The sequence below is a fragment of the Actinoplanes subglobosus genome, from assembly GCF_042650585.1.
GTDB lineage: Bacteria > Actinomycetota > Actinomycetes > Mycobacteriales > Micromonosporaceae > Actinoplanes > Actinoplanes subglobosus.
In genome coordinates this window covers 16,651-41,122 of sequence record NZ_JBHSBL010000046.1, presented here as the reverse complement: position 1 = coordinate 41,122, position 24,472 = coordinate 16,651, and the positions used below count along the sequence as shown (strand labels likewise).

At 71.4% G+C, this 24,472-nt stretch carries 22 protein-coding genes and 1 pseudogene; 13 read left to right on the top strand and 10 right to left on the bottom strand.

Going from position 1 to position 24,472, the window contains the following annotated elements; genetic code table 11:
* Positions 1–2 precede the first annotated feature (2 nt).
* Positions 3–1,853 (bottom strand): DUF2264 domain-containing protein, encoded by a 1,851-nt coding sequence (locus ACFO0C_RS48950; protein WP_378073847.1) that lies wholly within the window; start codon positions 1,851–1,853, stop codon positions 3–5.
* A gap of 240 nt (positions 1,854–2,093) precedes the next feature.
* Between ACFO0C_RS48950 and ACFO0C_RS48945 the strand changes: the two genes are divergently transcribed.
* Together ACFO0C_RS48945 and ACFO0C_RS48940 are read left to right on the top strand one after the other, a co-directional pair.
* Entirely contained in the window at positions 2,094–3,824 is a 1,731-nt protein-coding gene (locus ACFO0C_RS48945; RefSeq protein ID WP_378073845.1) for a heparinase II/III domain-containing protein, read from the top strand.
* On the top strand, positions 3,821–4,909 hold the full coding sequence (locus ACFO0C_RS48940; RefSeq protein WP_378073844.1) for a substrate-binding domain-containing protein: 1,089 nt from the start codon (positions 3,821–3,823) through the stop codon (positions 4,907–4,909). The genes ACFO0C_RS48945 and ACFO0C_RS48940 overlap by 4 nt, the downstream gene beginning before the upstream one ends.
* 406 nt (positions 4,910–5,315) lie before the next feature.
* Here the strand turns inward: ACFO0C_RS48940 and ACFO0C_RS48935 are convergent, their stop codons facing one another.
* Positions 5,316–6,326: a substrate-binding domain-containing protein gene (locus tag ACFO0C_RS48935; protein WP_378073842.1), complete on the bottom strand. Its 1,011-nt coding sequence runs from the start codon at positions 6,324–6,326 to the stop codon at positions 5,316–5,318.
* Positions 6,327–6,447: 121 nt separating this feature from the next.
* Here ACFO0C_RS48935 and ACFO0C_RS48930 point away from each other — a divergent pair, with 121 nt between their 5' ends.
* The 5 genes from ACFO0C_RS48930 (at position 6,448) to ACFO0C_RS48910 (ending at position 11,583) form a co-directional block, all read left to right on the top strand.
* Positions 6,448–7,860 carry an RICIN domain-containing protein gene (locus tag ACFO0C_RS48930; protein ID WP_378073841.1) on the top strand — a complete coding sequence of 471 codons (1,413 nt, stop codon included), beginning with the start codon at positions 6,448–6,450 and terminating at the stop codon, positions 7,858–7,860.
* 129 nt (positions 7,861–7,989) lie between these two features.
* The gene (locus tag ACFO0C_RS48925) at positions 7,990–9,213 is read left to right on the top strand and encodes an MFS transporter (protein WP_378073840.1); all 1,224 of its coding nucleotides are present in this window, start codon (positions 7,990–7,992) and stop codon (positions 9,211–9,213) included.
* Between the two features lie 24 nt (positions 9,214–9,237).
* Positions 9,238–9,705: a GNAT family N-acetyltransferase gene (locus ACFO0C_RS48920; protein ID WP_378073839.1), complete on the top strand. Its 468-nt coding sequence runs from the start codon at positions 9,238–9,240 to the stop codon at positions 9,703–9,705.
* Positions 9,706–9,728: 23 nt separating this feature from the next.
* Positions 9,729–10,895, top strand: a complete 1,167-nt coding sequence (locus ACFO0C_RS48915; protein ID WP_378073837.1) for an RtcB family protein — start codon at positions 9,729–9,731, stop codon at positions 10,893–10,895.
* Between the two features lie 94 nt (positions 10,896–10,989).
* Positions 10,990–11,583 carry a hypothetical protein gene (locus tag ACFO0C_RS48910; protein WP_378073836.1) on the top strand — a complete coding sequence of 198 codons (594 nt, stop codon included), beginning with the start codon at positions 10,990–10,992 and terminating at the stop codon, positions 11,581–11,583.
* Positions 11,584–11,798: 215 nt separating this feature from the next.
* On the opposite strand, the gene ACFO0C_RS48905 is transcribed toward ACFO0C_RS48910, so the two are convergent.
* The 4 genes and pseudogenes from ACFO0C_RS48905 to ACFO0C_RS48890 all read right to left on the bottom strand — a co-directional run bounded on the left by ACFO0C_RS48905 (position 11,799) and on the right by ACFO0C_RS48890 (position 15,711).
* On the bottom strand, positions 11,799–12,809 hold the full coding sequence (locus tag ACFO0C_RS48905) for an alpha/beta fold hydrolase (RefSeq protein ID WP_378073835.1): 1,011 nt from the start codon (positions 12,807–12,809) through the stop codon (positions 11,799–11,801).
* Positions 12,713–13,417 (bottom strand): annotated as a pseudogene (locus tag ACFO0C_RS48900) (alpha/beta hydrolase); the annotation flags it as partial. The pseudogene ACFO0C_RS48900 and the gene ACFO0C_RS48905, both read right to left, overlap by 97 nt.
* 57 nt (positions 13,418–13,474) lie before the next feature.
* Positions 13,475–14,746: a helix-turn-helix domain-containing protein gene (locus tag ACFO0C_RS48895; protein ID WP_378073833.1), complete on the bottom strand. Its 1,272-nt coding sequence runs from the start codon at positions 14,744–14,746 to the stop codon at positions 13,475–13,477.
* Positions 14,743–15,711 carry an NAD-dependent epimerase/dehydratase family protein gene (locus tag ACFO0C_RS48890; RefSeq protein WP_378073832.1) on the bottom strand — a complete coding sequence of 323 codons (969 nt, stop codon included), beginning with the start codon at positions 15,709–15,711 and terminating at the stop codon, positions 14,743–14,745. Before ACFO0C_RS48890 ends, ACFO0C_RS48895 begins: the two co-directional genes overlap by 4 nt.
* Before the next feature lie 17 nt (positions 15,712–15,728).
* Here ACFO0C_RS48890 and ACFO0C_RS48885 point away from each other — a divergent pair, with 17 nt between their 5' ends.
* Both ACFO0C_RS48885 and ACFO0C_RS48880 read left to right on the top strand, forming a co-directional pair.
* Positions 15,729–16,337 (top strand): cysteine hydrolase family protein, encoded by a 609-nt coding sequence (locus ACFO0C_RS48885; RefSeq protein ID WP_378073830.1) that lies wholly within the window; start codon positions 15,729–15,731, stop codon positions 16,335–16,337.
* Entirely contained in the window at positions 16,334–17,230 is an 897-nt protein-coding gene (locus tag ACFO0C_RS48880) for a hypothetical protein (RefSeq protein WP_378073829.1), read from the top strand. The genes ACFO0C_RS48885 and ACFO0C_RS48880 overlap by 4 nt, the downstream gene beginning before the upstream one ends.
* A gap of 230 nt (positions 17,231–17,460) precedes the next feature.
* Here the strand turns inward: ACFO0C_RS48880 and ACFO0C_RS48875 are convergent, their stop codons facing one another.
* A complete protein-coding gene (locus ACFO0C_RS48875; protein WP_378073828.1) occupies positions 17,461–18,639 on the bottom strand; it encodes an MFS transporter in 1,179 nt (392 codons plus the stop codon).
* Positions 18,640–18,720: 81 nt separating this feature from the next.
* Positions 18,721–19,347: a class I SAM-dependent methyltransferase gene (locus tag ACFO0C_RS48870; RefSeq protein ID WP_378073827.1), complete on the bottom strand. Its 627-nt coding sequence runs from the start codon at positions 19,345–19,347 to the stop codon at positions 18,721–18,723.
* A gap of 93 nt (positions 19,348–19,440) precedes the next feature.
* On the opposite strand from ACFO0C_RS48870, the gene ACFO0C_RS48865 reads away from it, so the two are divergent.
* Positions 19,441–20,466, top strand: a complete 1,026-nt coding sequence (locus ACFO0C_RS48865; RefSeq protein WP_378073825.1) for an AraC family transcriptional regulator — start codon at positions 19,441–19,443, stop codon at positions 20,464–20,466.
* A gap of 86 nt (positions 20,467–20,552) precedes the next feature.
* Here ACFO0C_RS48865 and ACFO0C_RS48860 read toward each other — a convergent pair whose 3' ends face one another.
* Positions 20,553–21,329, bottom strand: coding sequence for an ArsR/SmtB family transcription factor (locus tag ACFO0C_RS48860; RefSeq protein WP_378073823.1), 777 nt, complete (start codon positions 21,327–21,329; stop codon positions 20,553–20,555).
* Between the two features lie 173 nt (positions 21,330–21,502).
* On the opposite strand from ACFO0C_RS48860, the gene ACFO0C_RS48855 reads away from it, so the two are divergent.
* The 3 genes from ACFO0C_RS48855 to ACFO0C_RS48845 are packed head-to-tail and all read left to right on the top strand — an operon-like array spanning position 21,503 to position 23,168.
* Positions 21,503–21,877, top strand: a complete 375-nt coding sequence (locus tag ACFO0C_RS48855; RefSeq protein WP_378073821.1) for a PH domain-containing protein — start codon at positions 21,503–21,505, stop codon at positions 21,875–21,877.
* Positions 21,878–21,885: 8 nt separating this feature from the next.
* Positions 21,886–22,494: an SET domain-containing protein-lysine N-methyltransferase gene (locus tag ACFO0C_RS48850; protein ID WP_378073820.1), complete on the top strand. Its 609-nt coding sequence runs from the start codon at positions 21,886–21,888 to the stop codon at positions 22,492–22,494.
* A complete protein-coding gene (locus ACFO0C_RS48845) occupies positions 22,491–23,168 on the top strand; it encodes an HAD family hydrolase (protein ID WP_378073818.1) in 678 nt (225 codons plus the stop codon). The genes ACFO0C_RS48850 and ACFO0C_RS48845 overlap by 4 nt, the downstream gene beginning before the upstream one ends.
* On the opposite strand, the gene ACFO0C_RS48840 is transcribed toward ACFO0C_RS48845, so the two are convergent.
* A complete protein-coding gene (locus ACFO0C_RS48840; RefSeq protein WP_378073817.1) occupies positions 23,149–24,429 on the bottom strand; it encodes an alpha/beta hydrolase in 1,281 nt (426 codons plus the stop codon). The genes ACFO0C_RS48845 and ACFO0C_RS48840 overlap by 20 nt on opposite strands.
* Between the last annotated feature and the right edge of the window lie 43 nt (positions 24,430–24,472).

Sequence of the window (24,472 nt, the reverse complement as noted above, 5' to 3'; positions counted from 1 at the left end):
CTCTACTCCTCTATGTCAGAAACGAGATTGTCGATACGGGTGTGGGTGAGAACGGCGTCGGGCCAGACGACCCGGACGTGCCCCTGGTGGATCTCGGCGCGGCACGTCGTCTCCGCCGGATAGGTGGACAGCTCGACGAGCACGGCGATCCAGCTCTCCGGCACCGGGAATTCGATCCACGGCACCCGGACCGGGCCGCCGAGTGGTGACGCGTCGTCGTGTTCGGTCACGCCCGCGACGCCGGTGCCGATCACCGGGGTGACGCGCGAGACGAGCCCGCCGGTGGCGGGCCAGCCGCCGATCCGCAGCCGGACAGCGTCCGGCACGGCCCGCGCGACCCGGACGAGCCGGACCTCCCAGGGACCGCGGACCAGCGAGATCGTGGTGATCCGCCCGGCCGGGCGGAGCTTTCCGGTGCGGCCTTCACCGTGGTTGCGGCCCGGCGGGTCCGATTCCAGCCAATGCGCGTCGGCGACAGACCCACCAAACCCCAGAGACCCCTCGACGCGTACGGCCAGAGTGCGCATTCCCGTGCGGTGCGAGTGCCGCCCGGCCCCGTCGAGCAGGACGGCCGACTGGTCCTCGGGGTCGGTCCAGCCGCTCTCGTCGAGGACCGGTGCGGTCGCCGTCGAGTAGCCGAGCCGGGCGTAGAGCGGCGAGTCCCCGCCGGGAACGCCCTCGTCGCCGTGGTCGGTGCCGTGGTTGATGACGCGGACGATGCCGTCGGCGCGGGTACCGGCGATCAGCCAGCCCGGGGCGCGGACGGCCCGGAGCACGTCGCCGGTCTCCACCGGCAGCGGCTCGGCCGGCGCCGCCCACACCGGATGATCCTCCGGGAGGGCCACGCCGAGCAGTCCCTTGCTGGCCCAGTAGGGCGAGCCGGGACCGGAGTAGGACTGGGCGAGCCGCGGCCACGGCCCGTGCCAGCCGAGAGTGAGGAGGTCGCCGTGCTTCTCGGCCTCCGCCGCGAAGTGACCGGCCACGGCACCGGCGGCGTGCCGCAGCTGGCCGGGACCATGGGACGGGACACCGGCGAGGATCCCGGCCCAGAACGGGGCGGCCGCGGCGAACCGGTAGACCAGGCTGCGGCCCTGCATCAGGGGCGAGCCGTCCGCACCGGTCAGGGCGAGCGCGTCGGTGAGGTAGCGGTCGAGCAGGTCACGGTCGATCGGGCGGAGTCCGGGAGCGCCGGTCATTCGTGACCACAGGACCGGGTAGAGGTGCAGGGCCCAGCCGGTGTAATGGTCGTAGGCACGCGACGAGCCGTCCGACAGCCAGCCGTCGGCCCGCCGGAACGTGTCGTGGGTGGCCAGGTCGGCCCGCATCTCGGCCTCGGAGAAGGGGCCGCCGACCGAGCGCAGGAACGTCTGCACGACCAGGCGGAACCACACCCAGTTGATCCGCGGATAGGTGTCGTCGCCGACGGCCGGGGCCAGGTAGTCGACGATCCGCTCCTGGACGGACGAGTCCAGACGGTCCCAGATCCACTCGCGGGTCATGTCGAGGATCAGGGCGATCGAGGCCGCCTCCACCTTGGCCTGGGCGTGTTCGGTCAGCCGTACCCATCGATCGGGGTTTGACGGATCGGTGCCCGCCGCAAGGCCGGAGGCGTATCGCTCCACCAGATGGTCCAGGCCCCGGCCGCGCTCGCCGGTCAGGCGGAAGCCGGCCAGCAGGAACGTGCGGGCGAAGCCCTCGAGGCCGTCGACCGCACGCCCGTAGCCGCCCTCGGCGCCGGGCAGCGTGATCAGCGCGTGCGACGGCGAGGCGTGCCGGGACGCGGCGGCGAGGAGTCGGTCGGCGAACCCGGTCCAGTCGGCACGGGTGTCGAGGGCGCGGTTCGGCGGGGGCACATCACGCTCCGGAATCGATCGGGCGGGGCCTGTGATCGGTTTCCGGGACGTTAAACGCTCACAATCGAGCATGTCAATGAGTTCTTCGCTCAAAGCACGACAGAAGTGATCGCATTACGTCGTGACCTGGCCGTTTAGGACTACTTACAGCTAGCCGATCGGCTCTCCGCGCGTGACTCGATCGCCAAGGAGGGGCCAAAGTGATCTGATACGATCGCGATCGATCACGGGGAGGTGACCATGTTCGTGCCGCCGGCGACCGACCGCCCGGTGTGGAGTTCGGCGGACGAGCCGACACTCCGGGAGCTGACCGAGCGGGCCCGCGCCACTCTCGGCACGCCGTGGCCCACTCCCCTGGCCCGCGACTTCGCGCGCTACTTCCGTGACGGTGACCGCGACACCTACGAGCAGGCGATCTGGGGCCGGCATCAGCGGCTGGCCCGGGCCGTCGTGCTGGCCGCCGCGACCCTCGACCCGGTGTGGCTCGACGAGGTCGCCGACGGGGTGACCCTCTTCTGTGAGCAGAGCACCTGGTGCTGGCCGGCCCACGACGACACGTTCACCCGGCACGGCTCGGTGCTGCCGACCGTCACCGACCCCTGCGTCGACCTGGGCGCGGGCGAGGTCGCCGCCGATCTGGCGTGGACCGACCACGTGCTCGGCGCGCAGCTCGACGAGCGCTATCCGGGGTTGCGTGCCCGCATCCGGCACGAGGTCTCCGTGCGCGTGCTCCAGCCGTTCATCGAGCGGCGCGACTGGCACTGGCTGGGTCTCGACGGTCACGTCCACAACTGGAACCCCTGGATCCACAGCAACGTCCTGATCGCGGCAACGTTGCTTGGTTTCCCCGGCCGGCTGACCGACCTCGTAGCCGAAGGGATAGGCCTCTACGCCGCCGCCGTGCCCGCCGACGGCGCCATCGACGAGGGCTATCACTACTGGTGGCACGGCGCCCTGCCCTACCTGGAGACCCTGGAACGGCTTGGCCAGGACCTCGACCCCGCGCTGATCGACTTCCCGCATCGCGTCCACCTCGGCGGACCCTGGTATCTCAACCACGCCGACGGGCCCGCGCGTCCGTCGGCGCACCAGCCGTGGCACGTCCTGTACCGGCTGGCCCGCGCGGCCGGCGCCCGTGACGCTCTTGCCCACGCCGCCACCCACCGGCGGCCTGGCGAAGCCGTCGCGCACGAGAGCCACGGGCTCGGCTACCTGCTGCAGGCGGTCGTCGACCAGGACTGGATCGCCGCCGTCCCCGGCACGTCACCGCTGCCCCGCGACGTGTGGTTCCCGTCGACGCAGGTGCTGCTGGCCCGGCCCGCCGCGGGCAGCGCCGCCGGTCTCACCCTGGCCGTCAAGGGTGGGCACAACGGGGAGAACCACAACCACAACGACGTCGGCAGCTTCATCGTCGCCCGCGACGGGGTGCCCGTGCTGGTCGACCCGGGGCGGCCCACCTACACCGCGCAGACCTTCGGACCCCGGCGGTACGAGATCTGGACCATGCGATCCACCTGGCACAACACGCCGTCGATCCGTGGCTCGGAGCAGGCCGCCGGCCGGTCGTTCGCGGCCCGTGACGTGGCCGTCGACGTCGGCGCCGCCACGATGACCCTCGACCTGGCCGCCGCCTACCCCCGCGACGACGTCCGCCGGTGGACCCGGACGGCCCGGCTCGACCGCGACACCGGCACGATCACCGTCCGTGACTCGTGGGAGCTGCTGCCCGGCTCCGGGCGGACCGTGATCCACCTGATCGCGGCCGGTGGGGTCACCCTCACCGGCGGCGGCGCCGACATCGACGGCGTCAGCGTGACCTGGGGCGACCTGCCGTGCACGGTCACCGCCCGGTCGCTCGACGATCCGATGCTCACCGACGTGTGGGGCGAACGGCTGACCCGCCTGGACATCGACGTCACCACACTGGGTCCCGTCGGTACCCTCGAACTGACCGTGAAGGAGAGACGGTGAGCAACACAGACAAGCGGGGGCCGTTGCAGGTGGCCCGCCGGGCGCGGCTGCTGGAACAGTTGCAGCGCGACGGCGTGCTGCGGGTCTCCGACCTCACCGACGCCCTCGGCGCCTCCACGGTGACGATCCGCCGCGACATCGCCCAGCTCGCCTCCGAGGGTCTGGTCCGCCGGGTCCACGGCGGCGTCGCCCTGCCCAGCGGCGACGACCAGCGGGACAGCGACGACCTGTTCAGCGGCAGCATCGGCATGCTCGTGCCGTCGCTCGACTACTACTACCCGCATGTGGCCCGCGGCGCCGAGGAGGCCGCCCGCGACCTCGACCTGCGGATCGTGCTGCGCGGCTCGTCGTATCAGACCGAGGACGACCGGCCCCAGCTCGACCGGCTCGTCGACCAGGGCGTCGACGCGCTGATCGTGGCCCCGCGGATGGACGCGCCGACCGCCCAGCAGACCATCGAATGGCTCGCCGGGCTCGGCATGCCGGTCGTCCTGCTGGAACGCACCGCCACCGCCGGCCCGCACCACGCCCACCTCGAGTCGGTCGTCTCCGACCACGCGCAGGGCGCCGGCATGGCCGTCCGTCACCTGACCGGACTCGGTCACCGCAAGGTCGGCGTCGTCCTCGCCGCCCTCAGCCCGACCAGCCCGCACATCCACCGCGGCTGGCACGAGGCCGTCACCGAACTGGGCCTCGACGCGAACGACACGGTCGACGCCCTGGTCCCCGACGCCCGCACGCCGGACAGCAAGGCGGCCCTCGACAAGGCCCTCGACCGGGCTCTGTCGACCGGCACCACGGCACTGCTGGTCCACGCCGACGCCGAGGCGATCGCCTTGGTCCAGCGCTGCGAGGAGCGCCACATGTCGGTCCCCGGCGACCTGTCGGTGATCGCCTACGACGACGAGGTGGCGGGGTTGTTCAGCCCGGCCCTGACGGCGGTCCGCCCACCCCGGGGCTCGATCGGCCGGGCCGCGGTCCGCCTGGCCGCCGACCGTCTCGCCGACCCGGGGCGCCCGACACACCGCATCGTGATAAGCCCCGCCCTGCGCATCCGAGACTCAGCCGCCGCCCCGAACTCCTGACCCCACTGCCTCAATGTCAGGCGCCGCCTGACACGAGGCGTTCGCCGAGTTCATCCGGGCACACGCGGCACTGGGGTCCGCCCGAACCCCGACCTCACCCGGCTCTCAGTGCTGTCCCCGCTCGCTCGGGGCAGCGGTGACGGTCAGCCGGTCGGGATCGGCCGTTGGCGGCACGGTCACTCTGGTTCAGCCGGCGGTGCCGGGAGCCGCCGATGGGGCATTGGGCGCACCCAATCGGCGTTTCGGGGGCACTGACCGCCGCTATCGGGGCGACAAGGCGACCCGGTCCGAGATTCGGGGACGCTCACCGACCGATGGCTACCGGTCGGCGTCCCCGAACGCGATGTGGGTGCACTCGTCGCCGAGGCCGGGAACATGACGACGACGGCGAGTCTCACGTTGTCGGTCACACCCTGATCCTGCGGGCCAGCGAGGACTGGCGGACCACCAGGTCCGGTGCGACCAGTACCCCCTGGACGGGTCGTTTGTCGCCGTCGAGGAGGCGGGACACCATCAGTTCGACGGCCAGGCGGCCGACGTGGTTCTTCGGGGGGCGGATCGCGGTCAGCGGCGGGTCGGCCAGGTGGGCCACCTCGTCGTCGTAGGAGACGATCGCCAGGTCGTCGGGAACCCGGATGCCCTGGTCGGCGGCGTTACGGGCGATCACGATGGCCTGCGGGTCGCTGTGCACGATCAGCGCGGTGAGTCGCTTCCAGCCGGTGTTGACGGCGTCGCCGGGGATGCCCAGGTCGGCGCAGGCCCGCTGCCAGCCCTCCAGCAGGTACATCGAGGTGGGGCTGCCGCCGGAGAGTTGCAGGCCGATCCGCCGATGCCCCTGTTCGTGCAGGTGGTGGACGGCGATCTCCAGGCCGAGGGCGTGGTCGGTGCGCACCCATTCGATCTGCCGGGGCGCGCTGGTCCACCGGCGGGGCTGGCGTTCGACGAGGATCGTCGGGACCGGCAGCCGGCTGATCCAGTCGAGCATCCGGCCCGCGTCCTCGCCGTCGAGGCTGGGCGCCAGCAGCAGGCCCTGGACCTGGCCGGCGTCGACGAGCCGGCCGATCTGCCGCCGGTCCTCCTCCGGGTCGTAGCTGGAACCACGCAACTGCACGTTGACGCCGAGGGCCGCGCCGGCAGCCCGGGCGCCGGCGACGATCGGCGGCCAGTAGAAGTCCAGTGACGGGACGACCATGCCGATCGTGAACGCGGTCTTGCGGGCCGGTTTGTCCGGCGAGGGCGACGGCCGGGACGGCAGGGTCGCGCCGCCGTGCACGCGGTGGCACAGGTTGCGGGCGGCCAGGGCGGTGATGTCGCGGCGGATGGTCAATTCGCTCACGCCCAGGTCGCGGGCCAGGTCGCTGACCCGGACCGCTCCGCAGCGCCGCAGCTCGATGAGCAACCGCTCGTGTCGCTGCACCTGGAACAGCGCTGTTCGATTGGTTGCGTTTGCGACCGATCGGGATCGCACCATGGCATCACCGTTTCCGACCGTTTACGAAGACGTTACGCATATTCTTACGCATCGATCGGGGCTCTGGATGAGACTTCTCGCCGCCGTCGCGGCCTTCCTGCTGATCGTGGCGCTGCCGGCGCCGGCGCAGGCCGCACCGGTCACGATCACCAACGGGGTGCAGTTCACCGACACGTCCGGGGCCGGGGTGCACGCCCACGGTGGCGGCGTGCTCAAGGTCGGCTCCTACTGGTACTGGTTCGGCGAGAATCGCAACGCCGACGACACGTTCCGGGCCGTCTCCGTCTACCGCTCGACCGACCTGCGCAACTGGGAGTTCCGCAACGACGTGCTCACCTCGTCGTCGGCCTCCGAACTGGGCAGTTCCAAGATCGAACGGCCGAAGGTCATCTACAACGCGTCGACCGGGCGCTATGTGATGTGGATGCACAAGGAGAACGGGTCGGATTACGGCGAGGCGCGGGCGGCGGTGGCGTCGTCGGCGACGATCGACGGCACCTACACCTACCACGGCAGTTTCCGGCCGTTCGGCACCTACATGTCGCGGGACATCACGCTCTACGACGACGGGGGCACCGCGTACATGATCTCGGCCGCCGACGAGAACCGGGACCTGATGATCTACCGGCTCACGGCCGACTACCTGCAGGTCTCCACGGTCGTCGGCAACTTCTGGGACAACGCCACCCGGGAGGCGCCGGCGATGTTCAAACGCAACGGCGTCTACTTCCTGCTCACCTCGGGCACCTCCGGCTGGAACCCGAACCAGTCCAAATACGCCACCGCGACCAGCATCAGCGGCCCCTGGTCCGGCTGGACCAACGTGGGCGACTCGACCAGTTACGGTTCGCAGCCCGCCTACGTCCTGCCGATCACCGGCACGTCCGGCACCAGCTACCTCTACATGGGCGACCGCTGGGCGGGCGCGTGGTCCGGGCCGGTCAACGACTCGCGGTACGTCTGGCTGCCGATCAGTTTCCCCAGCTCGACGTCGATGTCGCTGTCCTGGTACCCGACGATCACGATCGACGCGGCGGCGGGCACGGTCACCGGCAACGCGGCCACCTACTACCGGGTCACCAATCGCAACAGCGGCAAAGTGATGGACGTGGTCAGCGCTTCCCAGGCCAACAGCGCCGAGATCAAGCAGTACACCTGGAACGGTGGCGGCAACCAGAAATTCGAATTCCGCGACGCCGGCGGCGGCTATTTCCAGATCGTCGCCCAGCACAGCGGGAAATGCCTCGACGTGGCCTCCTCGTCGACCGCCGACGGCGCGAACATCATCCAGTACACCTGCGGGAACGGCACGAACCAGCAATGGCAGTGGGCCGCGACCGGAAGCTATTTCCAGATCAAGGCCCGGCACTCCGGGAAATGCCTCGACGTGGTCTCGGCCAACACCGCGGACGGCGCCGACATCCAGCAATACACCTGCGGTTCCGGCACCAACCAGCAATGGTCGAGGACGAGTTCATAGGGTACGCCGTACGCCGCCCGCACAATCCACACCGTCCCGGGCCTACGACGCGACGTGATCCCGGCTCCAGGCCGCAGCGCGAGCTGCGGGCTGGAGCCGCCGGTCACCGTCCTATATAGCCTTTCGCCTATGAATGCCCGCTCGCCGCGCCTGCGGCTCCTCGCCACCGCCATGATCGTCGACGCTCTGGGCAGCGGTCTGTTCGGACCGTTCGGCCTGCTCTACGGCCACGAGGTGGCCGGTCTGCCGCTGGCCGCCGCGGGGGCGGCCATCGGCATCGCAAGTGTCATCGCCCTGGCCGCCGGCCCACTCGCCGGAGCCCTCGTCGACCGTCTCGGCGCGGCCCGCGTGATCGTCCTGGCCAACAGCGTCGCGGTGGCCGGCGGGCTGCTCCTGCTGACCGCCCGGGACATCTGGTCGTTCACTCTGGCGTCGGTGCTGGGTGTGGCCGCCGTCCGGATGTTCTGGTCCGGGTTCGCCCCGCTGGTCGGTTCCGTCGCCGCCGACCGGGCCGAACGCTGGCTCGGCTACCTGCGCAGTGCCCGCCTGGCCGGCGTGATGCTCGGTGGTTTCGCCGCCTCGGCGGTGCTCGCCGCCGACCGTGATCACGGCCTGACCCTGATGCTCGCCGTGGACACCGCCTCCTACGCGCTGGCCGGCATCCTGACCGCCGTCGCCACGGCCGGCACCCGTCACCCGGCCGTGCACGCCGTGTCCCCGTCCGTGGACGCCCCGTCCTCCTACCGGACCGTGCTGCGCGACCGGGCCCTGCTGCACGTGACCGCGCTCAACATCTCGTGCACGCTGCTGGTCTCGGCACCGGTCATCGCCCTGCCGGTCTACCTGATCGACTCGGTGCGGGCCCCGGTCTGGCTGCCCGGACTCGCCACCGGCCTGCTCACCGGCCTGGTCGCGGCGGCGATGACCCGGACCCCGCATCTCACCCGGGGCACCGGCCGGCTGCGCGTGCTGGCGCTGGCCACCCTCCTCTGGGCGACCGGCTGCCTGCTCCTGCTCCCCGTCCCGCTGAACCCGGTCGCCGCGACACTGACCGCTGTCGTCGTCCTGGCCGCGGCACAGGCCTTCTACGAGCCGACCGCCGACACGATCGCCCTGGCCCTGGCACCGCCCCACCTGACCGGCCGCTACACCGCCGTCTACCAGCTGGCCTGGGGCGTCTCCAGCGCGCTGGCGCCCGCGCTGGTCGGCACGCTGCTGTCGGTGGAACCGGCCGCGCTGTGGATCACCCTGGCCGTGATCGCGGCAGTGACCGCGGCCGCGTACCGCCACGCCGAGACCCGTCTGGGTGATCGCACCGGCCGTTCGGGAGCCGCCCTGGCCACGCTGCCCTGACCGGCGGATGCCTACGATTGGCGCGTGCTCGAACTGCAGCGGCTCCGGGATGATCATGCGGCGGCACTCCTGGAGTTCGAGGTGACGAACCGGGAGTTCTTCGCCCGCACGGTGCTGGACCGCGGCGACGCGTATTTCGAGCGGTTCGAGGACCGGCACGCGGCCCTGCTGGCCGAGCAGGAGGCGGGCAGCTGCCACTTCCACGTGCTGACCGACGACGGCGCCGTCCTGGGCCGGTTCAACCTCGTCGACGTCGAGGACGGCAGCGCCGAGCTCGGTTTCCGGGTCGCCGAGCGGTCGGCCGGGCGCGGGCTCGCCACCCTGGGCGTGCAGCGGGTGATCGTCCTGGCCCGCGACGACTACGGGCTGCGGCAGCTCACCGCCGGCGCCGACCGCACGAACGCGGCGTCGCTGGCAGTCCTGCGCCGCACCGGGTTCGTGCCGGTCACCGAGACCGACCACGGCATCCAGCACGCCCGCGACCTGCGGTAGGACATTCACACGGGGGACACATCATGCGGCAGATCAACGAGCGGCTCCTCAGCTGGGCCAGCATCCTCGAGGACGAGACGCTGCGGCAGGCGGAGAAGGCGTCGCGGTTGCCGTTCATCCATCCGCACATCGCACTCATGCCCGACGCGCACCTGGGCAAGGGCGCCACGGTCGGCTCGGTGATCCCGACGCTCGGCGCGATCATCCCGGCCGCGGTCGGCGTGGACATCGGGTGCGGGATGGCGGCCGTCCGGACCCAGTACCACCGCGACGACCTGCGCGGCGACCTGAGCCGGCTGCGGACCGCGATCGAGGAGGCGGTGCCGCTGTCGGCCGGCTCCTACAACACCGCACTGACCGGCTCGGCCCGGCAGCGGGTGGAGCGGCTGACCGCGGAGGCCGAGGCCGCCGGCTTCGACCCGGCCGGGTACGCCCGCAACTGGACGCTCCAGCTCGGCTCCCTGGGCAGCGGAAACCACTTCATCGAGGTGTGCCACGACGAGAGGGGCGCGGTCTGGCTCTTCCTGCACTCCGGTTCCCGGGGCGTCGGCAACAAGATCGCGAGCCACCACATCCGGGTCGCGCAGGCCCTGATCGCCGAGCGCGGGATCTCGCTGCCCGACCGTGACCTGGCGTACCTGGAGGAGGGCACCGAGCAGTTCGGCGCCTACCTGCGGGAGCTGCGGTGGGCGCAGAACTTCGCCCTGGCCAACCGGGACGAGATGATGGACCGGGTGATCGCCTGTTTCGCCGCGTTCGCCGGCGGCCCGGTCGAGCAGCGCGAGCGTGTCCAGTGCCACCACAACTACACCGAGCAGGAGACCCACTACGGCGAGACGGTGTGGCTGTCCCGCAAGGGCGCGATCAACGCGGCCAAAGGTGTGCCCGGCCTGATCCCGGGTTCGATGGGCGACGCGTCGTACGTGGTGACCGGCAAGGGTGACGCGGCGGCCCTGAACTCGTCGCCGCACGGGGCCGGCCGTGCCTACTCGCGCACCCAGGCCCGGAAGACGTTCACCCGTGAGCAGTTGCGGATCGCGATGAAAGGCATCGAGTTCCGGGACACCGACGCGTTCCTGGACGAGATCCCGCAGGCCTACAAGCCGATCGACGTCGTCATGAGGGACGCCGAGGACCTGGTGGAGATCCGGCACACCCTGCGGCAGATCGTCAACGTCAAGGGCGACTGACCGTGTGATCTGCCCCGAACTCCTTGGCCGCGGGCCCGGCCGGCCGAATGGACCGGTGGAACGGCTGACCGGCGGAGGCGAAGGGGATCATCGGATGGAGGAGCGGTACCGGGGCGTACACACCCGCCGCGCACTGCACCGACGCCGGACGACCCGCCGTACCCGCATGGCCGTCGCTCTGATCGCGCTGATCGGCGCCGCCGGCGCGGGCGCGGTGCGGGCCGGTGTCCTCGACCGGCCCGCCGCCCCGACGCCGACGCCGGCCGGCTTCTCCGCGACCACCGCCGGGACGGTGCTGAACGAGCCGGTGGCCGAGGCCCTCTACGACGCCGCCGGCTACCGCCGTGCCCTGGAGGAGCAGATCGGGCACCCGCTGTCCGACACGGGTTTCACCGAGATCGAAGAGGTCGCCGAGCAGGTCTGCCGCTGGGACCGTGAGGAGTTCGCCGGCTGGGTCGCCGTCAACACCGACGACGGCACCCTCGCCGACGTGCACCTGGACGTCGACTACCGGTGCCCGCAGCGCGAGACCGAGATCGGTGAGGCGCTGCGGGTGATCGCCGAGGCCCGCAAGTCCTGCAAGATGCCGAAGAACTCGGACCCGGAGATCCGCGAAATGGTCACCGGGAAGCCGGCCCAGGCCGCACTGACCTGTGTCTTCCTGACGAAGCCGATCACCGGCGGCTGACCGGGGCCGATTTGGTGGGCGACGTGGAAGCATGCGGGCTCGCGCAAACACGTCCCGTGACCGGCCCGCCGGGTCGACCATGGGAGGTATGGGAGAGACGCACACACCGGAAGCACCCTTGAAGATCCACGGGGACAAGCTGGCCGAGGCGTTCCGTCCGGAGCCGGACGTCAGCCGGATGCCACGGCATCCGGCCGCCGCCGATGACGACACCGTCAGGCGTCGTACTCCCGAAGGAACGCCAGCAGATCGTCGCTGAGCCGCTGCTTGTGCGTGTCGGTGATGCCGTGCGGCGCGCCCGGGTAGACGATCAGCCGCGCGCCCTTGACGAGTTCGGCCGAGGCCTTGCCGCCGACCTCGAACGGCACCACCTGGTCGTCGTCACCGTGGATGACCAGCGTCGGCACGTCGAACGTCGCGAGGTCGCCGCGGAAGTCGGTGGCCGAGAACGCGGCGATGCTCTCGTAGGCGTTGCGGTGCCCGGCGGCCATCGACTGGAGCCAGAACGCCCGCCGGATGCCCTCGGAGATGTCGGCGCCGGGCCGGTTGTTGCCGAAGAACGGGCCGTCGGCGAGGTCGCGGTACAGCTGTGACCGGTCGGCGGCCGACCCGGCGCGGATCCCGTCGAACACCTCGATCGGCACGCCACCGGGATTGTCGTCGCGCCGCACCATCAGCGGCGGAACGGCCGAGACGAGGACCGCCTGCGCGACCCGGGCGCTCCCGTGCCGCCCCAGGTAGCGGGTGATCTCGCCGCCGCCGGTGGAGAAGCCGATCAGGGTCACCTCGCGCAGGTCGAGGGACTCCAGCAGGGCGGCGAGGTCGTCGGCGTACGTGTCCATCTCGTTGCCGTGCCAGGTCTGGCTGGACCGGCCGTGCCCGCGGCGGTCGTGGGCGATCACCCGGTAGCCGTTGCCGGCCAGGAACAGCTGCTGCGCCTCCCAGCTGTCGGAGTTGAGCGGCCAGCCGTGGCTGAGGACGACCGGACGGCCGGCGCCCCAGTCCTTGTAGTAGATCTGCGTACCGTCGGCGGTGGTCACGAAACTCATCGGGCGGCCCTCTCGATCAGGTCGGCGACTGCCTTGGGGTGGGAGATCATGGCGACGTGCGAGGAGCGGATCTCGACGGTACGGGCTCCGGCCCGCTCGGCCATGAACCGCTGCACGGCCGCCGGGATGAGCCGATCGTCCCGAGCGACCAGGTAGTACGACGGGATCGTCCGCCACGCCGGCTCACCGGACGGCGTCTGCAGGGTGCTCGCGTCGCCGGGCCGCTGGGTGGCCCACAGCAGGTCGGCGTCGGCGGGGCTCAGGTCGCCGGCGAACACCCGCTGGAAGAACTCCCGTTTGACGTAGCCGTCCACGCCACCCGGGTGCTCGCGGAAGTCGAGGGCGTCGAGGGTCAGCTCGGTGCCGGGGAACCGGTTCTGCAGGTGGTAGACGTCGTCGCCGGCGTCCGGGGCGAACGCCGCCACGTACACCAGCGACTTCACGTTCGCGAGGCCGGTGGCCGCGTTGGTGATGACGACACCGCCGTACGAGTGACCGACCAGCACTATCGGGCCGTCGATGGTCTTCAGGACACTGGTCAGGTAGGCGGCGTCGGAGGCGACGCCGCGCAGCGGGTTCGCCGGGGCGAGGACCGGGTAGCCGGCGCGGATCAGTCGCTTGAGGACACCGGACCAGCCGGCGGCGTCGGCGAACGCGCCGTGCACGAGTACGATCGTGGGTTTGACCTTGTGGCCGCCGGCGGCGGCGGGTGAACCGGTCGCGGCGACGGCCACGGCGGCCGCCGCGGTGCCGGCCAGAACGGTTCGGCGGGAAACGGAACTCATACCGGTCAGCCAACCGTCGCGCCCGCCGGCAGACCATGCGGAACGACCGGCAGAACGTCAGCGTGCCGCGTCGTCCCGCAGCCACCGGGCCACCCGCTGCCGGGTCGCGGCACGGGCCCCGGCCGGCTCCTCGACCCGCAGGCGCTCCTCGGCGAACAGGCGGATCAGGTCGTGGAAACGGTAGCGGTCCGCGCCCACCGACTGGAGCAGGCCCAGCTCGACCAGCTCGTCGAGGCGGTCCTCGGCGTCGTGCGGGTCGGCGCCGGTCAGGACCGACACGATCGGTGCGGCGAAGTCGGGGCCGGGCACGTGGGTGAGCCGCCGGAACAGTGCCCGGCCCTCACCGGAGAGCTGGGCGTGCGACAGGGCGAACGCGGCCGCCACCCCGGTGTCGCCGGTGCTGAGCACCGCGAGCCGCCGGTCGGCGACGGCGAGCCGGTCGAGCAGGTTGCCGACCGTCCACGTCGTCCGGGTGGCCAGGCGGGTGCCGGCGATCCGCAGCGCCAGCGGCAGATGCCCGCACAGCCGGGCGACCTCGCCGACCTGCCCGGCGGCGCTGGGATCACCGGCCTGCCCGGCGATCGAGCGGAGCAGGGCGGCCGACTCGTCCGGGGCGAGCGGGTCCAGCCCGATCCGCAGCACGCCCTCCAGTCCGCCGAGCATCCGGCGGCTGGTGATCAGCACGGTGCCGCCGCCCGGGCCGGGCAGCAGCGGGCGCACCTGGGCCTCGTCCGCGGCGTTGTCGAGGATCACCAGGCAGTGGCGCTCGCCGAGCACGGCACGGATCTGGCTGCACCGCTCGTCCGTGTCGCCGGCGATCCGGCGGGGGCTGACGTCGAGGGCGCGCAGCAGCTGGCGGGCCGCCTCGCCGGGTTCGAGCGGCTCCGCGTCGACGCCACGCAGGTCCAGGTGCAGCCGCCGCTCGAACCGGCTCGCACGGCGGGCCGCGACGTGCACCGCGAGCGCCGTCTTGCCGACGCCGGGCTGCCCGTGCACCAGGATCACCTGCGCCGGGAACCTGCCGATCCGGTCGATCTCGGCGACCCGGCCCACGAAGTCACCGACGTCGCGCGGCGGCTCGCACAGCCGCGGCCGGCCGGTCTCCATCCGCTGCGCCCGCGCCGACCCGGCGAGCAGGTCGTGCTCCTCGTCGGAGACTTCAAGAGCAACAGCGAGAGCAGCGAGGGTACGGGGCTGAGGCGCTCGGCTGTGCCCACGCTCCATGTCGCTGATCGCGCGGACACTGACGCCCGACGCCTCGGCCAGTTGCTCCATCGTCAACCCGGCCCCGCGCCGCAACGAGCGCAGCCGTCCCCCGAACCCGGTCACATGTCCAATCTAGAGGCCGTCCGGACCCAGGCGTCCTCGGCCGGATAGTCGAACCAGCCGCCGGGGTCACCCGGCCGGCTCCGCAGCACCCACCCGGCCTCGTCGGTGACGGTCGCCGCGAAGTCACCGGCCGGCCGGTGCCCGAGCCTCTCCGCCGCGGTCGTGTCCAGCACGAACGGCTCGACCCGGTGCCACGGATGCCGGCCGAGCTCGCCGTCGCCGGGCACCGCGATCTCCTCCCACGTGTGCCCGGCCAGGCCGGCGAGCACCCGGGAGATGGTCAGGCCGTCCGGGGCGTCCGGGTCGGCGGCGTTCAGGATCCGCGCGCCCGGCCGGTCCGCGACGCACTCGACCAGGGTGGCGATGTTGACCGCCGCCGACGTCTGGTCGACGCCCCGGCCCCCGCCGGCGAGCAGCACGAACGGTCTGCGATCCAGGGCGCGCCGGAGGAACCACCAGGTGCGGGGCGGGTTCGAGCCGGCGCCGTGCACCTTGGACGGGCGCAGCACGGTCACCGGGGCGCCGCTGTCCAGGAGCACCCGCTCGGCCGCGACCTTGTTCGGGCCGTAGCCCTCGGCCGAGTCGTGGTCCATGTCGCCGGGCGGCAGGGTGGGCTGCTCCTCGGTGACCGGGCCGTCGAAGTGGGGCGGGACGGCCGAGTTCACATGGTTGCCGTCGGCGTCGACGTAGACGGCCCGGCTGGAGATCATCACCGCGGAACCGGCGTCGCGCATCAGCGGCAGGACCCGGCGGGCATGCTCGGCGGTGTAGCACGCGGCGTCGACGACCAGGTCGTACGCGCCGGTGGGCAGGGTGTCGTGGTCTGCCAGGAGAAGGGTGGCACCGGACGGGACCGGGCGTTCGCGCCGACCGGTGGCGGTGACCCGCCACCCCGCCGCGATCAGGTGACGGGTGATGGCGCCGCCGATCAGGCCGGTCCCGCCGATGACCAGAGCTCGTCGCATTGGATAGATTCAAACAGGTGAGCGAGCACCTGGCACCGCATTGGGGATCCTCGGCCCTCATCGTCATCGACATGCAGGCCGACTTCACCGGGATCAGCGGCACCGTCGAGGTGATTCCGCAGGTCACGGCTCTGGCGGCGGCGTTCCGGAGTGCGGGGCGGCCGGTCGTGCACATCGTCCGGCTCTATCCGCCCGGCAGTGCCGACATCGACCTGCCACGGCGGGCCCTCGATCCACCACCGGTCGTTCCGGGCACACCCGGGTCGGAGATCATCGCGGGGCTGGCGGAGCCGGTCGCGCTCGATCACGCGCTGCTGCTGTCGGGGCGGCCGCAGCCGATCGGGGACGACGAGATCGTGCTGTTCAAGCCACGGTGGGGTGCGTTCTACCGGACCGATCTGGACTCGTGGCTGCGGGAGCGCGGTGTGGACACGGTCGTGGTGGCGGGCTGCAACCTTCCCAACTGTCCGCGTGCCACCCTCTTCGGGGCCAGTGAGCGCGATTTCCGTACCGTGCTGGTGGTCGACGCCGTTTCCCGGACGAGTGGTGAGCGGGTCGCGGACCTCGCCGCCATCGGCGTCAACATGGTCGAGACCGCGGCCGTCATCGACGGTCTCCCGCGGTGACCCGGCGTGCCGAGGCCGTCGAGCTCTGCCTGGAGGCGCTGGCCACCGGCCGTGTCGACGGCTTCTCCCCCAATCATGATCCGGCGCCGTCGGCGTTCTTCCAGACCGTTCTCGGCGACCACGGAATGGTCCGCGACTTCGGCCTGTACGAGGCCCATTTCACGCGCTGGACGCCGGATCAGCCGTGGCAGTGCCAATTCGTGACGGTGCAGGCGCACCGGATGCGCAAACCACCGAAATGGAAAAGGCTGGTCCGCGAACTCGACGGATTCGACCTGGTGCCCGGCGATCTGGCGGTACCCGGTTCGGAGTACATCCGGGTGGTCGCCTCCGACAGCGAGGCCTGCGTCGACGCCGCCACCGGCCGCCTCCTGAAGATCAGCATCCCGGCCGCGCCGCCCCTCACCCGCTCCGGGCCCGCGCCCGCCCACCTGCGCCGCCGGGTCCGGGCGGTCGCCGCCGGCCCGCCGGACGATTGGCCGGGCATCCCGCCCGCCGACTGGCCGCACGTGATCGCCACCCTCGACAACCTGCACCGCGACGAGCCCGACCGGCGTCCGATCTGGACCGCCTACGGCCTGTGGCTGCTGCAACGGGCGGCCGCGCGGTGGCCGCCGGACGAGTGGGCGTGGCGCTGGTCCCGGTTCGTCCTCGACCGCCCGGGAACCGTCCCGGTCGGCGACGTCAGCCGGACCTGCCTGGCCGCCTTGCCGATGTCCCCCACCGAGGCGGCATCCCTCCCCGCGGCCTGGCGCGACCGCACGCCCGACGTGATCCGCCGCTCCCGGATGACGCTCGCGTTGTTGCGCTGCGCCGCCGGTGACGTCCCGCCGCCCCCGCCCCCGCCGCCGGGCATGGCCACCTGGCACCCGTTGCTACGCCACCTCGGCTGACGGTCCCCGCCGGGCGACGGCGACGACTCGGGCACGACCACTCGGGCACGACGACGAGAGCACACACAACGCCAACGTGTGACCTCACCATCGCCATCGCGAGGATGAACGATCACGATCATCGGATCGCGATCGTTCATCCTCGCTATCACGACTACCACCGCACACGAACCCTGATCGTGAGCGCTGACCCACGCTGCATTCGGCAACGGCGGGTGGTGCGGGCCCGCCTACGTCGTCTTGGCGGATTCCCTCGTGGTGGCTAGCAGGAGGGTCGCGGCGGCCGCGAACACTGCGGCTCCGGTGAAGATCAGGGACGGGTGGCCGTACGCGATGAGGGACGCGAAGACGGCGCCCGCCGCGACCGGCACGCATGCCTCGGCGATCGCGCTGACGCCGGTCAGCGCACCCTGGACGGTGCCCTGTTCGTCGGCGCCGATGCCGCGGGAGATCCAGGACTGGGCGGCCGCGCCGCCGAACGAACCGGCCACGCCCACCGCCTGACAGGTGTAGAGCATCCACGGTTCGGTCGCGAATCCGGTGCCGGCGAGGGACACCGCGCCGATGAGACTTCCGGTGATCGCGGCCCGCCGGTCACCGAGGACGCGGACGATGGCGCCGGCCGCCCGGGCCTGGAAGACGGCGCCGGCCAGCGCCCCGGCTGCCATGACGATGCCGATGTGGGCGGTACTCCACGCGAACTGGACGGTCAGGAAGAACGTCCACACCGCCTGGTGGATCATGCGGGCGATATCGGCGCACAGGCGGGCCCAGGTGAGACGGCCCAGCACGGGACGGCGCAGGACCACGGCGATCGCGGTGACCGGATTGGCGCCGCGCAGCGTGAGCGGGGTCGCGCCGTCGCCGGGGCGGGACTCCGGGAGGATGAACCAGCCGTAGGCGGCGTTCGCGAAGCAGAGCACACCGGCGGCGACGAACGGCAGGCGTACGTCGACCGCGCCGAGCAGTCCACCGAGCGTCGGCCCGGCAACGAAACCGAGGCCGAAGGCGGCGCCGATCAGGCCGTAGGCGTGAGCCCGGTCAGCCGGTTCGGTGACGTCCGCGACGTAGGCGTTGACCACGGTATTCGTTCCCGCGCACGCCCCGGCGAGAGCATGGAAGAACAGCAGCGGCCACGGCCCGGACACCGCCGCGTGGGCGAACCAGTCGACGCCCAGACACACCAGTGACGCGAGCAGGACCGGGCGGCGACCACATCGGTCGGAGAGCCGGCCGAGCAGCGGCGACACCACGAACTGCAGCACGCCGTAGGTGGATCCGAGCACCCCCGACCAGAGGACCGCTGTCGCCGGATCATCGGTGACGACGGTCATCAGCGCGGGGAGGATCGGCACGATCAGGCCGAGCCCGAGCATGTCGAGGAAGACGGTGACGAGCAGGAATTTCAACGTCGGCTCCGGTGAGACGAGGTGGGCGAAAGCCCCCCTCGAAACCCATCGCGAGCACGGAGGATCAGATTATCGGTACGGTCAAATGGTTTTTTCGTAGTAGGAGTTCACGGCCGGCTGACCGGTGTAGTTGGGCCCGGCCCGGTCGTCGGCGCCCCGGTAGCGGTAGGGCAGATCGAGATCACGAGGACCGGTGCAGGTGATCCGTTTACGGCGACCGTCGTAGTCGACGCCGGCCGCACGCAGATGTGCGGTCAGCTGCCGCCCACCGGGGTGGATCGATGCGAGGTCGAGGTCGGCTACAAACGTCCCGGCAGGCGACAGCCAGGTCAGGACCCTCGCGAGGACGCCCAGTTTGTCCCCCACGTAGTGCAGCCCGTGCACGCACGTGATCAGGTCGAACGCCCGCTCCGGTGCCCACGTCTCGATCGGTGCCGCGACCAGTGTCACGCCGGGTGCCGCGGGCAGGAACGCCTCGACCAGATCCACCCCGGTCAGGGTCACGCCCTGTGTCAGCCCGGCGGCCTGGATCAGCGCCCGCCCGCTGCCGCAGCAGAGGTCGAGCCATGACGCCCCGGCCCTGGTCAACGGGTCGAACCCGAGCGCCTTGGCGTAGCTGTTGACCCCGAGCAGCTGTCGTTCCCGGTTCATCGCGTTGTTGGCGACGACCGATGAGGCGTGCAGCGCCCGATCATCGAGGAGTTCCATCGTATGAGCCTGCCAAACATGATCGGATCGGGCCAGAACGATCGGGCGTGGACCGGGCCCCGCGGACGAGAGTGGAAGCCGAAGGGAGACCTCATGATCTCGGCACTCAATCGGCTCGTCGACCTGGTCGAGGAGCACCTCACCATCGCGGTCCGCCCCGGCGCCGTGGAAAGCGCCGCGGTCCGCCCCGGCGCCGCGGAAAGCGCCGCGGTCCGCCCCGGCGCCGCGGAAAGCGCCGCGGTCCGCCGCGACGCCGAAGGAAGCGGCGCGGGCCGGCCCGGCGTTGCGGAGCGGCTCGGCGCGGACCTGGACATCGGCGTGGTGGCGAAGTCGCTCGGGACAACCGAATACCACCTGCGGCGGATGTTCTCGTCGCTGGCCGGTATGCCGCTGTCGGAATACGTCCGGCGGCGGAGGATGACGGTGGCGGCTGGTGACGTCGTCCGTGGTGACGAGGATCTGCTCAGCATCGCGGTCCGTTACGGATACGGCTCGACCGAGGCTTTCGGCCGGGCTTTCCGGGCGGTCCACGGTGCCGGCCCCGGTGAGGTCCGCCGTGACGGAGGTCCCCTTCGGACCCAACCACATCTCAGGTTTCGCCTGACCGTCGAAGGGAGCACCCCCATGGACACCCGCATCGCCGACCGCCCCGCTTTCCGGCTCGTCGGCCACGCCGCGCGGGTCCCGCTGATCCACGTAGGCGTGAACCCGCACATCCAGCAGCACATCGCGTCGCTGTCACCGGAGGCCCACCAGCGGCTGAAGGAACTCAGCAGCAGCGAGCCGGCCGGCCTGCTGCAGGTCACCGACGGCATCGAGCCGGACGCGCCGGAGGGCAGCGAACTCACCTACCTCCACGGGGTCGCCGTCACCGGGCCGACGCCGGTGCCGGACGACCTCGACGCCATCGAGGTGCCGGCCGGGAAGTGGGCGGTCTTCCGCTCCGAGGGGCCCTTCCCCGAGGTGCTGCAGACGACGTGGGCGGCGACGGCGACCGAATGGTTCCCCTCCAATCCGTGGCGTCTGCGGCCAGGCCCGTCGATCGTCTCGATCGTGGACCGGGCCGCCGATTTCAGCACCGCGACCACCGAACTGTGGCTGCCGGTCGAACCCGCCTGACGCAGCGGACCGCACGGTGGGTGGCGGCCGTGCCGCCACCCACCCGGCGTCGCCCACCCGGCGTCACCCACCCGCAAGGCACGGCGTCACCCGCCCGCGCGTGACTCGGCGTGCATCTCCCACGGCGCCTGTGGCAGCACGTGGCCGGTCTCCAGCAGCGACTTGAGATTGGCCATCACGGCTGGCCAGCCGTGTGAGACGGCCTCACGGTCGGCGTCGCTCGCCAGTTTCACCTGAGTGACGGTGAGCCGGACGATCTCCTGATGCGGCTCGATCAGGAAAGTCACCGTCGACGCCTCCGGCCCGGCACCGGAACCGGCCTCACCGAACGTCATGACGAGCCTGGTGGGTGGGTCGGCCTCGAGGACGACACCGCCCCCGTCGGCTATCCCGGACCCATCGGTCCGCCGGTGCTCCCACGGCGAACCCGGCCGCCAGTCGGAGACGTTGCTGTGTCCCCAGAACTCCCCGGTGAGGTCTGCTGAGGTCAGCGCCTCCCAGACCCGCTCAGGGGTGGCGTGGATGTAGGTCACGTAGACGAAATCAGGCGTCATCTCGGGCTCCTCGGCGCGGTGCTTGACCTGGTAGAGAACCCGCAAGCGGGGCTCCTCGAACGGGGCCAGCCAGCGCATCTGCAACTCGTGGATCGGGACCGGATTGAGGTAATGCAATTTCTCCCGGCCACGGCGGACCGTGCTGATCAGATTGGCCTCCTCCAGCACGGTCAGGTGCTGGGTGACGGATTGCCGGGTCATCTCCAGGCGGCCGCAGAGCCGACCCAGCGTCTGCCCGCTCTCCTCACGGAGACTGTCGAGCAGCCGGCGACGGGTCGGATCGGCGAGCGCCCGGAAGACCAAGTCCATGACCTGCATTATGCAGCCCGCAGACTGCATATTACAAGCGGACCCGGCGGTCCCTCGGCCACCCACGTTCGCGCCATCTGGCCGAGCACCCCGAGGATGGTCACGTAGCCGGCGTCCGGGATGCCGTCGTGGATCCGGGCCGGCGACTGGCGGGCGCGGGCTACCGTGATCGCGTGATCGATTTCTCCAGCCCGTCGGTTTTCAAGCTCACCCCCGTCGACCCCGGTTCGGTGTATTCGCAGGTGTCGCCGCTGCTCATCCAGGGCGAGCAGCTGATCTACGCGTTCAAGACGACCCGTGACTTCGTGGCCTTCACCAACAAGCGGCTCATCGCGGCGAACGTGCAGGGGATGACCGGCAAGAAGGTCGACTTCACCTCTCTGCCGTACAACAAGATCCAGGCTTTCTCGATCGAGACGGCCGGCAACTTCGACCGGGACGCCGAGCTGGAGCTGTATTTCAGCGGCCTCGGCAAGGTGCGCCTGGAGTTCAAGGCGAGTTCGGACATCCGGGCCCTGGGCCAGATGATCTCCGCGTTCATCCTCTGACCGGCCCGGTGAGCGACGTCGTGCTCGGCCCCGGTGACCTCGCGGGTACCGGGGTCTACGCCGCCCGTGACTTCGAGGCCGGCGAGGTGGTCGTCCCCTACCGCCTGACGCCGCTGGACGAGGCCGCCTATCTGGCCCTGCCGCCGGGCGAGGACCTGTTCGTGCACAGTTACGGCGGCCGCCGCTACCTCTATCCGGCGCCGGCCCGGTTCGTGAACCACTCCGGCGACCCGTCCTGCCACCAGGATTTCGATCGGGGCTGTGACGTCGCGCTGCGCCCGATCGCCCGCGGCGAGGCGATCACCATCGACGCCGGCCTGGAGACGGCGCGGGAGCTGAGCACGTTCCTCGACGCCTACCGGGAGCGGCGTGACCTGGCCGGACTGGTCGACGCCGACGCGGTCCTGTGGGTGTCGGGCCGGGTGTCCCGGGGTCGCGACGCGGTGACGGCTACGCTGCTCGATGCCGCGACCGGGCCGCTGACCGGGGTGGAGTGGCTGGTGGGCACCGGCCGCTGGGAGGCGTTGTGCTCCGCCGAGGAGGCCGGGCGGCACGTCACGATGCTGCTCAAGGTGATCCGGGGCAACTGGCAGATGGTCTACCAGCACCGGGGATGAGCGAGATGATCAAGGCGGTCGTGATCGATGTGGACGACACCCTCTGCATGACCGAGGCGGCGTCGTTCGAGCTGGAGAACGAGGTGCTGGCCTCGATGGGCCGGTCGCCGATGCCGCGGAGCCTGCACCTGGCCACCTGGGGTGAGCCGCTGCTGGAGGCGATGCCGCACCGCTCGCCGGGGATCGATCTGACCGTCTTCGCGCCGCTGTTCCAGACGACCATGGACCGCTACCTGGAGGAGGGCCGGCTCGACGTGATCCCGCCGGAGAACCTGGCGGCCCTCGACGAGCTGGTCCTCTCCGGCCGCAGCGTGATGCTGCTGACATCCCGTGAGGGCCACGAGATCCGGCACATGCTCGAACCCGATCATGTGCTCGCGACCCGGGTCAGCGCGATCTGGCACCGTGGCAACACCCGGCACGGCAAGCCCGACCCGCGGGCCTTCGACGAGTTGCTCGCGCACTCCGGGCTGTCGCCGGCACAGTGTGTCTACGTCGGCGACTCGCCCGGTGACGCGGTGGCGGCCGGCGGGGCGGGTATCGCGTTCATCGCCTGCATGCAGAGCGGCGTGCGCCGTCCCACCGACTTCGACGACCGTTACGTGACCGCGTCGGTCGCCGCGTTCCCCGAGGTGGTCGCGGTGGTGGAGGGGCTCAGCCGAACTCGGCGCTGATCCGGTGCCCACTGGACGGCCAGGCCGGCACCGGCAGCCGGGTGATGCCGCCGCCCCGTTCCTGGGCCACGATCGACACGGTCCCCCGCGCGGACGCCGGGATGAACAGGTCGACCCCGGAGATGAACGTCTGCGCGATGAACTCGGGCAGCGGCGCCGACAGGTCGCTCACCCCGTCGCTGCCGTCGTCGAACGCGAACACGCCGATCACCCGTCGTTGGTGCGGGGCGGTCGCCGGGTTCAGGATGTCCTGCCCGTTGATCCACAGGTGGTCGCCCTCGCCGCCCCACCACTCCTTCTGCCGCTGGAACGTCAGCGCGGTGTGCCGGTCGCTGGTGTCGACGAGGCCACCGAGGCCCTCGCCGGGACGGCTGGTGAGCAGGCGCACGAATGAGTCCGAGCGGCGGAACGGCTCGAAGTAGAAGTGGTGGGTCGGCTCGCCGGGGCGGAGCAGCGCGAACTCGTACCTCTCGAAGGGGTGGAGCGGCACCGGCCCGAACCTGCCGTCGGCCGCGACGGCCGCCCTGATCGCCCGGCCCTGCCGGCGCCCGGTGTGCGCGCCGACCCGGTGGATCTCCAGCGATGCCCCGGTCACGCCGGTGTTGCTCGGGAACAGCACGGCCCGCCCGGACACGTGCGCGACCCGCTCCCGCCGCACGCTCGTGGTGTGCGGGTCACGGCCGCGCAGGAACCGGAAGATCTCCCGGAACGACTCCTCCGACGACACGGTCTGGGTGTGCGACTGGCCGGGGAAGTACACGTTGGACGCACCGGCGACGGTCCGGGCCGGGTCGCCCTCGCCCCAGATCGCCAGCGTCGGGACCCCGCCGGGCAGGGCCGCGGCGGGCCGGCCGTCCAGGTTGACGTAGTGGGCGATGCGGGCGGCCCGCTCCGGCGAGCTGTTGAGATAGCCCTGCGAGACGAACGTGCCGAGCGAGTGGGCGGCCAGGTCGACCTGATCGGATCCGGTCAGCGCGAGGAGCCGGGTGATCCGCTCGTCCAGGCCGGCCCAGACCTGTTGCACGATCGTGGCGATGTTGGGCGAGTCGTACTCGTGCGCCTCGACGATCTCCGCCGGATAGCCGTTGCTCGCCAGGCGTTTGGCCTGCACCCGGAACTGCATCGCCGATCCGGCGCTGCCGTGGACGAAGATCACCGGCCGTGGTGGCCGGCCCCGGCCCGCCATCGCCGGTGCACCGGTCCCGGCGGCGAGCGCCACGCCGGCCGGCACCACCATCAGACTTCGGCGAGTAATCCCCATCGACCCTCCCGATAGACAGCCGTGATTTCTGCACGGTATGTGC

Bases quoted from the DNA above. Each gene is read 5' to 3' on its own strand.
- ACFO0C_RS48945 (WP_378073845.1), top strand. From the start codon at position 2,094: ATGTTCGTGCCGCCGGCGACCGACCGCCCGGTGTGGAGTTCGGCGGAC.
- ACFO0C_RS48930 (WP_378073841.1), top strand. From the start codon at position 6,448: ATGAGACTTCTCGCCGCCGTCGCGGCCTTCCTGCTGATCGTGGCGCTG.
- ACFO0C_RS48925 (WP_378073840.1), top strand. From the start codon at position 7,990: ATGAATGCCCGCTCGCCGCGCCTGCGGCTCCTCGCCACCGCCATGATC.
- ACFO0C_RS48915 (WP_378073837.1), top strand. From the start codon at position 9,729: ATGCGGCAGATCAACGAGCGGCTCCTCAGCTGGGCCAGCATCCTCGAG.
- ACFO0C_RS48910 (WP_378073836.1), top strand. From the start codon at position 10,990: ATGGAGGAGCGGTACCGGGGCGTACACACCCGCCGCGCACTGCACCGA.
- ACFO0C_RS48890 (WP_378073832.1), bottom strand. From the start codon at position 15,711: ATGCGACGAGCTCTGGTCATCGGCGGGACCGGCCTGATCGGCGGCGCC.
- ACFO0C_RS48870 (WP_378073827.1), bottom strand. From the start codon at position 19,347: ATGGAACTCCTCGATGATCGGGCGCTGCACGCCTCATCGGTCGTCGCC.
- ACFO0C_RS48865 (WP_378073825.1), top strand. From the start codon at position 19,441: ATGATCTCGGCACTCAATCGGCTCGTCGACCTGGTCGAGGAGCACCTC.
- ACFO0C_RS48860 (WP_378073823.1), bottom strand. From the start codon at position 21,329: ATGGACTTGGTCTTCCGGGCGCTCGCCGATCCGACCCGTCGCCGGCTG.
- ACFO0C_RS48845 (WP_378073818.1), top strand. From the start codon at position 22,491: ATGAGCGAGATGATCAAGGCGGTCGTGATCGATGTGGACGACACCCTC.
- ACFO0C_RS48840 (WP_378073817.1), bottom strand. From the start codon at position 24,429: ATGGGGATTACTCGCCGAAGTCTGATGGTGGTGCCGGCCGGCGTGGCG.